1 protein-coding gene is annotated in these 405 nt (G+C 65.9%); it reads left to right on the forward strand.

Annotated elements, in window-relative coordinates:
* Nucleotides 1–37: 37 nt before the first annotated feature.
* Nucleotides 38–405 (forward strand): hypothetical protein (locus B7P34_RS36375; protein ID WP_223268642.1); only part of this gene is annotated, 368 nt, incomplete at its 3' end.

The following is a 405-nucleotide window of genomic DNA, read 5'->3' on the forward strand; positions in this document are numbered from 1 at the left end:
CACCTCGGACGATTACCCCCACAAGCTCTCGAGCCCCATGGCGTTCTTCTGGACGATGGTGATCTTCCTGATCATCGTCGGCTTCGTCGCCGCGATCCTCTTCCGCCAGGCGCAGGCCGCCTTCTTCAGCAATCCCGGCCTCAGCGGCCTCATCCTCGGCGTGCTGCTGATCGGCATACTCTTGGTCTTCAACCATGTGCTGGCGCTGCGGCCAGAGGTGCGCTGGTTCAATTCCTTCCGCGCGGCCGGAAGCGCCGAGAAGGTCGGGCGCGACCCGGTTCTCCTCGCCCCGATGCGCGCGCTGATCGGCCGGCACCATTCGGTGGCGCTGTCGACGGCGACGCTGCGCTCGATTCTCGATTCCATCGCCACGCGCCTCGACGAATCGCGCGACACGTCCCGCTA

Source organism: Streptosporangium nondiastaticum (assembly GCF_003011965.1).
Lineage (GTDB): Bacteria > Actinomycetota > Actinomycetes > Streptomycetales > Streptomycetaceae > Streptomyces > Streptomyces nondiastaticus.